Raw genomic sequence first — 6430 nt, 5'->3', positions numbered from 1 at the left:
AAAAGACTGTGGAATGAATAGAGCTATTGTGAGATTAATCGAAGAGGACTGTGACATCACATAACACAGTATTCACGCGGCGGCTACGCCTTGGTCACTTTGATGCTTTTGGCAGAAGTAGGAGAATCAGTGACAACTTCCTGCGGAAGTTCGTGAATACCTGAACGTTATACGCAAGTTCGTTAAAGCCTATGAAATAATTAAATTCTCGAAATCTATTTTTAAACCGTAAGAAGAAAGAATATCAACACCTAGGATTGCATCAAAACCATAAGGTTCTTTAGTTAAACCTAATTGAATTATAAATCGTTCTAGCAGAATATCATTGATTTGAAGACCTTGAACTAATTGTTGGTAACACAATTCACTTTGACCACCAACACCATACATACGAACCGATTGTCCATTTATAAAGTCTGGATCGAGACCAATCGGTTCCACCGAATCAGTATCAAAAATTGTTGTTGAACAACCCGTGTCAAGAAGAACATTATTTAAGACAATAGATTTATTATTGTAGGTTAGAGATAGTGAAATAATAGGAAGACCATTAATTAATTCGATATTCATTGAAGTCCTCTAATCCCAGTGAATGGTTGTTCTAGTACCTCAATACTCTCATTCCCAGTGTAGAATACATAAAGTTCTCTCGATGGGTCTGAGAAATGAAGTGATTTATAAGTAGACCAAGCTTCTTTTGGATCCATATAATCAGAAATAAAGGACAATTCATCAATAGATCTTTTATGATTAATGGAATGAGCTGATATAGCTTCAACAAGAACCCAACAATTAGGGAATAAATCACGAATATTAACCCACTTCATGAATGAACACCTCCAACAAGAAATTATATATTAATTGTACAACCCATTATAAGAACAAGCAATGCTTGGGAATTCGAAGAAGAACGAACCTGCGTATAACACAGTATTCACGCAGCGGCTCCGCCTTGGTCACTTTGACGATTTTGGCAGAGTAGCAGATTCAGTGACAACTTGCTGCGCAAGTTCGTGAATACCTGAACGTTATCAGAAATTGGCGCAAAATCATAAAAACAAATAAACCCATCCTTAGGAGGATTCAGTGACCTACCATATTAGAATTAGACCATCGGCATTGATTATTCAAAACGGAGCAATTTTACTTGTAGAGTACAAATCAGAGAAGAAAGGTCTCCACTATTTCTTGCCTGGAGGTGGGGCAGAACCAGGAGAAACGATAAAGCAAACAATCAAAAGGGAAATGATAGAAGAGACCACGGCAGATATTAATGTAGGACCAATCGCTTTCTTATACGAATGTGAGCCACAATACAGAGTAGATGATTATAGTCCAACGAGTCATACGATTTTTATTGTCTTTGATAGTATGTTATTAGAAGATTCGAAACCTAAGATGCCAATAAATCCTGAGCTTAACCAGACGGGAGTTAAATGGATTCCGTTAGATAAGTTGAACAGTGTAAAACTGGTTCCAAACATTGCAAAATCTATCATAGAGTATGCAAATAATAAAAGAAATATAGAATTAATTGAAGACCATATTGTAGGAGTAACCGAAGAAGACGCTAACTTCTTATAACACAGTATTCACGCAGCGGCTACGCCTTGGTCATCTTGATGTTTTTGGCAAAGTAGTAGAATCAGTGACAACTTGCTACGCAAGTTCGTGAATACCTGAACGTTATAAGAAATTCCTGAAATAATAATTAACTTAATGAGGTACATGAATATGGAACAGTACAAACCTCCAATAGGAAGTAATTACAGTACAACTGATTGGGAAATCCCAATAGAAAATATAAGTAAATCACTATTACAAATAGTGTCGTTTTTACAATCAATAGATCCATATATTGAATTAATACAATATGAGGATTGGTGGGAACATGATGGATTTCACATTTACAAAAAGACAATTACATTTAGTGACTTATTTTCAATAGTTCATTCGTCAAGAAGTTTAATGAATAATATGAGAGGTGAGCATCAAGTATTTATTGGAATAGCACCAATTTCTAATGATTGGTATTTAAGATTTTACTCAGTTTGGGATGAAGAAGAGATGAAGTTAATAGGAAGGTTCGATATTACAATAAAAGATGCACTGATTAACAAATTTAATGAAGATATTATAGACAATATAAAAGTGGAGTTGGAAAAGGCAGTATCAATCAAATATTTTACACAACAACACTTTGAATGTGTATTCTGAGACGTCAGGAACTTCGTATAACACAGTATTCACGCGGCGACTCCGCCTTGGTCACTTGATGCTTTTGGCAGAGTAGTAGATTCAGTGACAACTTGCTGTGCAAGTTCGTGAATACCTGAACGTTATGTGACATGCCCGAAAAATCGTTTTTTATTCATAATAGGCTATGATGGGAGGAGATTAATATCTTACAATCATATTGGAAATATTTTTTATACATCTTAGATCATAAAATCAATGTTCTAGTTGAATGTTGGAAAAAAGGGCTCTACATACAAGGTATAGTTCATGATTTTTCTAAGTTCTCTCCCCAAGAGTTTTTTCCCTATACCAGAAAATTTTATATGAAGGAAAACGAAAAAACAGAATTAGAATGGAAGTATGCATGGTTGCAACATCAACATAAAAATAAACATCATTGGAATTATTGGGTCGTAAATCAACAAACCAAAGAGGCATTGCCAATGCCTAAAAAATATATTGTTGAGATGTATTGTGATTGGAAGGCATTTTCAAGGAAGTGGGGAAGAAAAGTAAAAGAACCCAAAATTACTATAACAGATAAAATAATATTACATCCTGAAACAAGAAGAGAATTAGAACAATTAATTACTAAAGATAATCAGAATGTAGGTAAGTTCAAAGAAGGCGAGCACATCACATAACACAGTATTCACGCGGCGGCTACGCCTTGGTCACTTTGATGCTTTTGGCAGAAGTAGCAGATTCAGTGACAACTTGCTACGCAAGTTCGTGAATACAAGAACGTTATGCGAAACCTCGAAAATACATAAAAACAAAATGAGTCAGAGAAGGAAGCATTTATGAAAGATAAATTTGAGATAAACACTCTAAATCAAAATTTTTTATCAGATGACCCAGAAGAACCATGTTCGCATGGTCAACTCTTAATTAAAGTAGATAATATTGCTATATCTACTGAAGAAGATGGAGAATGGGTTATTAATGAGGCTGCTCTTTCGTTAATGAGAACTGTAAGGTTTGGATATCCCAATTTAGAAGTATTGCCGCCTAGGTATTACTCTGCAGGGTTCACTGAAGATACATTAATTAATTGTTGCGGTGTATATATGTTTTTCTGTCCTTCTAGTATCAAGTGGGATGTTACTTTATTAGAAACTGAAGTTAAGTTAAGTAATTTTTTCAAAAACGAACAGAGAATTCACCCAAACCTTCAAATAATTTTAACACATCGTGAGTATGCAAGAATTGTTTATGAATTTGCTTTGGAATCCTATAATTTTTTTAGTGAAAACAGGAGATTTATAAAGTCCGCTTGGGAACAGTTCGAAGGTCAGATTAATGAATTTTGGAAGGAATACGAAGAGCATATGAAATACATTGAAAAAGAATTTCTAGTCTAATCGTAGAAGTCGAGGAATCGCATAACACAGTATTCACGCGGCGGCTACGCCTTGGTCACTTTGATGCTCCTGGCAGAGCAGTAGCTTCATGTGACAAGTTGCTGCGCAAGTTCGTGAATACCTGAACGTTATAAGAAATTGGGGCAAGATCAATAAAGTCCAAAGAAATAAAAAAACAAAGGAAAGAAGGGCCTACTCTTGTCACATGTTAGAATTAGATGTACAGGATTAATTATAGAGAATGGTTGTATACTGCTCGTTGAATATGAAGACAACGGAATTCATTATAATCTTCCAGGCGGAGGACTGGAACCATTTGAAACGATTAAAGAAGGAGTTGCCAGAGAAGTTTTAGAAGAAACAACTGCTGAAGTTACAGTAGGATCACTTGCTTTAACATATGAGATGGCACCGCACAAACAATCAGGAGAATATAGTATTCAAGATCCTCATGGATTACATCTTATATTTGAATGCAAATTAAAAGAAAATTCAATTCCAAAGTTACCTATTAACCCCGACCCACATCAATCAGCCGTAACGTGGATGCCTATAAATGAACTAGATTCAATATTACTAATTCCCAACATCAAGAAAGAAATAAAAGCGTACGCAGAAAATAAGAAAAATATAGAATTAATAGAAGATCATCGACTAGAAAGACAAGTATATTAAAGAGAATAAGGAATTTTGAATTATTTCGAAGAAGGCCCCAACATCTGATAACACAGTATTCACGCGGCGGCTACGCCTTGGTCAGCAGAGGAAATTCAAGGATGTATTTGCTGCCTGACAACTTGCATTCGCAAATTCGTGAATCAAGAAACGTTATATGAAACCGCCGAAAACAATTATGAAAGAAGGTAGATTCAGTGAAGATAATCTTAAAAGAACTCAACGAGTCAGATGATCAAGAAATATTCGAAATGATTCGCGAGATTGGATTAGGTAAAAATGGATTAACATCTAATTTTCCTGAATCTAACTTTGAAGATTTTAGATCTAGCTTGCCAAGACTAATTGAAAAATCAAAAGGAATAAATTTGTCTGATGGTACTGTGCGACAGACTATTTATTGGTTATATATTAATGAACGACCAGTTGCATACGGGAAACTCCGACATGAATTAAACGAAAGGCTACTTAAACATGGAGGTCACATTGGATACATTGTTAGACCAAGTGAACGAGGAAAAGGGTATGGGAAGATTTTTTTAGCAGAGCTAATTAAAGCAGCTAGAGGAATTGGAATTAGTAACATATTAATAACTTGCGATGAAACTAATAACCGGTCTAGAAGAGTAATAGAAAGTAACAATGGGTTACTTGAAGATACTGACAATGGAGTTTGTCGTTATTGGATAAATGAATAAATCTTGAAGAAGATTCTAAGAAGCGGCGGCATCATATAACAATGTGTTCACGCATCGGCGGACAAGCCGCCTCGGTCCCGGAAGATAAGTCGGGGAAGCGATTGCTGGGACACACCTGCACCACCTTAAGGTCACTACGTGACCTTAAGGTGGTGAGGCGTCGTGAACACGGAAACGTTAGATGAAATATCTGGAGGGATGAAAAAATGAAGAAAAAAAACATTTATTTTAGTGCTGTTTTTGTGGTTCTGGTTTTTGTGTTTTCAATGATCTATTACAAGCTTTTATCACCTGTAATAACTAGTGATGACATTCAAATTGAAGGAAGAATTATTCCATATGATGAAAAGAGTTTTATAGTAGAACTCAATATGGTTAGGCTGAAAGAAGAATTAGCGGATCATTATCTTTACCCGATTGCAGCTGGATTAGGAAATATCAGTTTTATTGAAGATACAGGTTACTATACTCCTAGCTCAATAGGTACTTGGTGGAAATCAGATGAAGTTTTGAAGAATCGAATATCAGATCAAGTAGAGGTTGATATTATTGGATTTGCAATTCCTACTAAAAAAGGTGAATACAAGACAAAATTTATTATGAATAAAATAGAAGATGTTCATGAGCAATGGGAATTAGATTTATATTATGTGCATGTCGAGAAGAAGTTTGGAAAAGACCTAAAATGGATTGAGAAGATATCGATAAAACCTGATTTGTAGGGTTATTCAAAGATGTCAGATACTTCATCTAACACAGTATTCACGCGACAGCTGCGCCTTGATCAGCAGAGGGAATTCAGGAAGTTATCACTGTCTGACAACTTCCTGCGGAAGTTCGTGAATACCTGAACGTTATCCGAAACATCTGGAATGGTCAAAATAGAATAAACATGAATAACTGAAGCAAAAGAAATCATTTGATATAATAGATAATAGAACAACACCTCTAAGAACCCTCAACCTAAACCATCATGAATTACTTTACTCACGATCATCAATAGATGCACCAGTTGGCGATCTAACTCCTAAAATAGTTATAGAAAAGAAAAAACATATCAAAACACAATTAAAACCAGAGTTAAAGAATAAGACCGATTAATCAATATATAATTATGGGCAATAAGATATTGAAGATATTTTAAGTAAGCGTGGCAACATTCAGTTAAGAATCATAAAGCTAAAGCATAGAATTTTTTAGAAAAGAAGCATTAAACACTTGATAAGAAAGATGAATCGATGAAGTCAGATGCATCGGATAACACAGTATTCACGCGGCGGCTACGCCTTGGTCACTTAGATGCTTTTGGCAGAATAGTATAATCAGTGACAACTTGCTACGCAAGTTCGTGAATACAAGAACGTTATCCGAAAGACTCGGAAATACTATTATGAAGTTAGAGGTGTATGTATGTTTTTTTTACAAATGTCAGGATTCCCAGGTTCAGGAAAGTCG

Annotated in this window: 9 protein-coding genes; 7 read left to right on the top strand and 2 right to left on the bottom strand. The window is 35.2% G+C overall.

What is annotated here, in order from left to right; genetic code table 11:
* Positions 1 to 189: 189 nt before the first annotated feature.
* Both AC1TPB_RS24490 and AC1TPB_RS24485 read right to left on the bottom strand, forming a co-directional pair.
* Positions 190 to 570 carry a pepsin/retropepsin-like aspartic protease family protein gene (locus AC1TPB_RS24490; protein ID WP_482078884.1) on the bottom strand — a complete coding sequence of 127 codons (381 nt, stop codon included), beginning with the start codon at positions 568 to 570 and terminating at the stop codon, positions 190 to 192.
* Entirely contained in the window at positions 567 to 827 is a 261-nt protein-coding gene (locus tag AC1TPB_RS24485; RefSeq protein ID WP_482078883.1) for a hypothetical protein, read from the bottom strand. The genes AC1TPB_RS24490 and AC1TPB_RS24485 overlap by 4 nt, the downstream gene beginning before the upstream one ends.
* Before the next feature lie 259 nt (positions 828 to 1086).
* Between AC1TPB_RS24485 and AC1TPB_RS24480 the strand changes: the two genes are divergently transcribed.
* The 7 genes from AC1TPB_RS24480 (at position 1087) to AC1TPB_RS24450 (ending at position 5697) form a co-directional block, all read left to right on the top strand.
* The gene (locus AC1TPB_RS24480) at positions 1087 to 1584 is read left to right on the top strand and encodes an NUDIX domain-containing protein (protein WP_482078882.1); all 498 of its coding nucleotides are present in this window, start codon (positions 1087 to 1089) and stop codon (positions 1582 to 1584) included.
* Positions 1585 to 1734: 150 nt separating this feature from the next.
* Positions 1735 to 2217, top strand: coding sequence for a hypothetical protein (locus AC1TPB_RS24475; protein ID WP_482078881.1), 483 nt, complete (start codon positions 1735 to 1737; stop codon positions 2215 to 2217).
* Between the two features lie 179 nt (positions 2218 to 2396).
* Positions 2397 to 2882, top strand: a complete 486-nt coding sequence (locus tag AC1TPB_RS24470) for a DUF5662 family protein (protein WP_482078885.1) — start codon at positions 2397 to 2399, stop codon at positions 2880 to 2882.
* Between the two features lie 159 nt (positions 2883 to 3041).
* Complete coding sequence (locus AC1TPB_RS24465) at positions 3042 to 3602, top strand: hypothetical protein (RefSeq protein ID WP_482078880.1); 561 nt, start codon at positions 3042 to 3044, stop codon at positions 3600 to 3602.
* A 198-nt stretch (positions 3603 to 3800) separates the two neighbouring features.
* Complete coding sequence (locus tag AC1TPB_RS24460; protein WP_482078879.1) at positions 3801 to 4277, top strand: NUDIX domain-containing protein; 477 nt, start codon at positions 3801 to 3803, stop codon at positions 4275 to 4277.
* Between the two features lie 197 nt (positions 4278 to 4474).
* Positions 4475 to 4975 (top strand): GNAT family N-acetyltransferase, encoded by a 501-nt coding sequence (locus AC1TPB_RS24455; RefSeq protein WP_482078878.1) that lies wholly within the window; start codon positions 4475 to 4477, stop codon positions 4973 to 4975.
* Between the two features lie 206 nt (positions 4976 to 5181).
* On the top strand, positions 5182 to 5697 hold the full coding sequence (locus AC1TPB_RS24450) for a hypothetical protein (protein WP_482078877.1): 516 nt from the start codon (positions 5182 to 5184) through the stop codon (positions 5695 to 5697).
* Positions 5698 to 6430: the final 733 nt, after the last annotated feature.

The sequence above is a fragment of the Paenibacillus sp. Y951 genome (genome assembly GCF_056786395.1).
The sequence above is the reverse complement of the archived record's forward strand: the minus strand, read 5'-3'. Positions and strand labels throughout refer to the sequence as shown.

Coding starts and splice junctions, on each gene's coding strand:
- AC1TPB_RS24490 (WP_482078884.1), bottom strand. CDS start 570: ATGAATATCGAATTAATTAATGGTCTTCCTATTATTTCACTATCTCTA.
- AC1TPB_RS24485 (WP_482078883.1), bottom strand. CDS start 827: ATGAAGTGGGTTAATATTCGTGATTTATTCCCTAATTGTTGGGTTCTT.
- AC1TPB_RS24475 (WP_482078881.1), top strand. CDS start 1,735: ATGGAACAGTACAAACCTCCAATAGGAAGTAATTACAGTACAACTGAT.
- AC1TPB_RS24465 (WP_482078880.1), top strand. CDS start 3,042: ATGAAAGATAAATTTGAGATAAACACTCTAAATCAAAATTTTTTATCA.
- AC1TPB_RS24450 (WP_482078877.1), top strand. CDS start 5,182: ATGAAGAAAAAAAACATTTATTTTAGTGCTGTTTTTGTGGTTCTGGTT.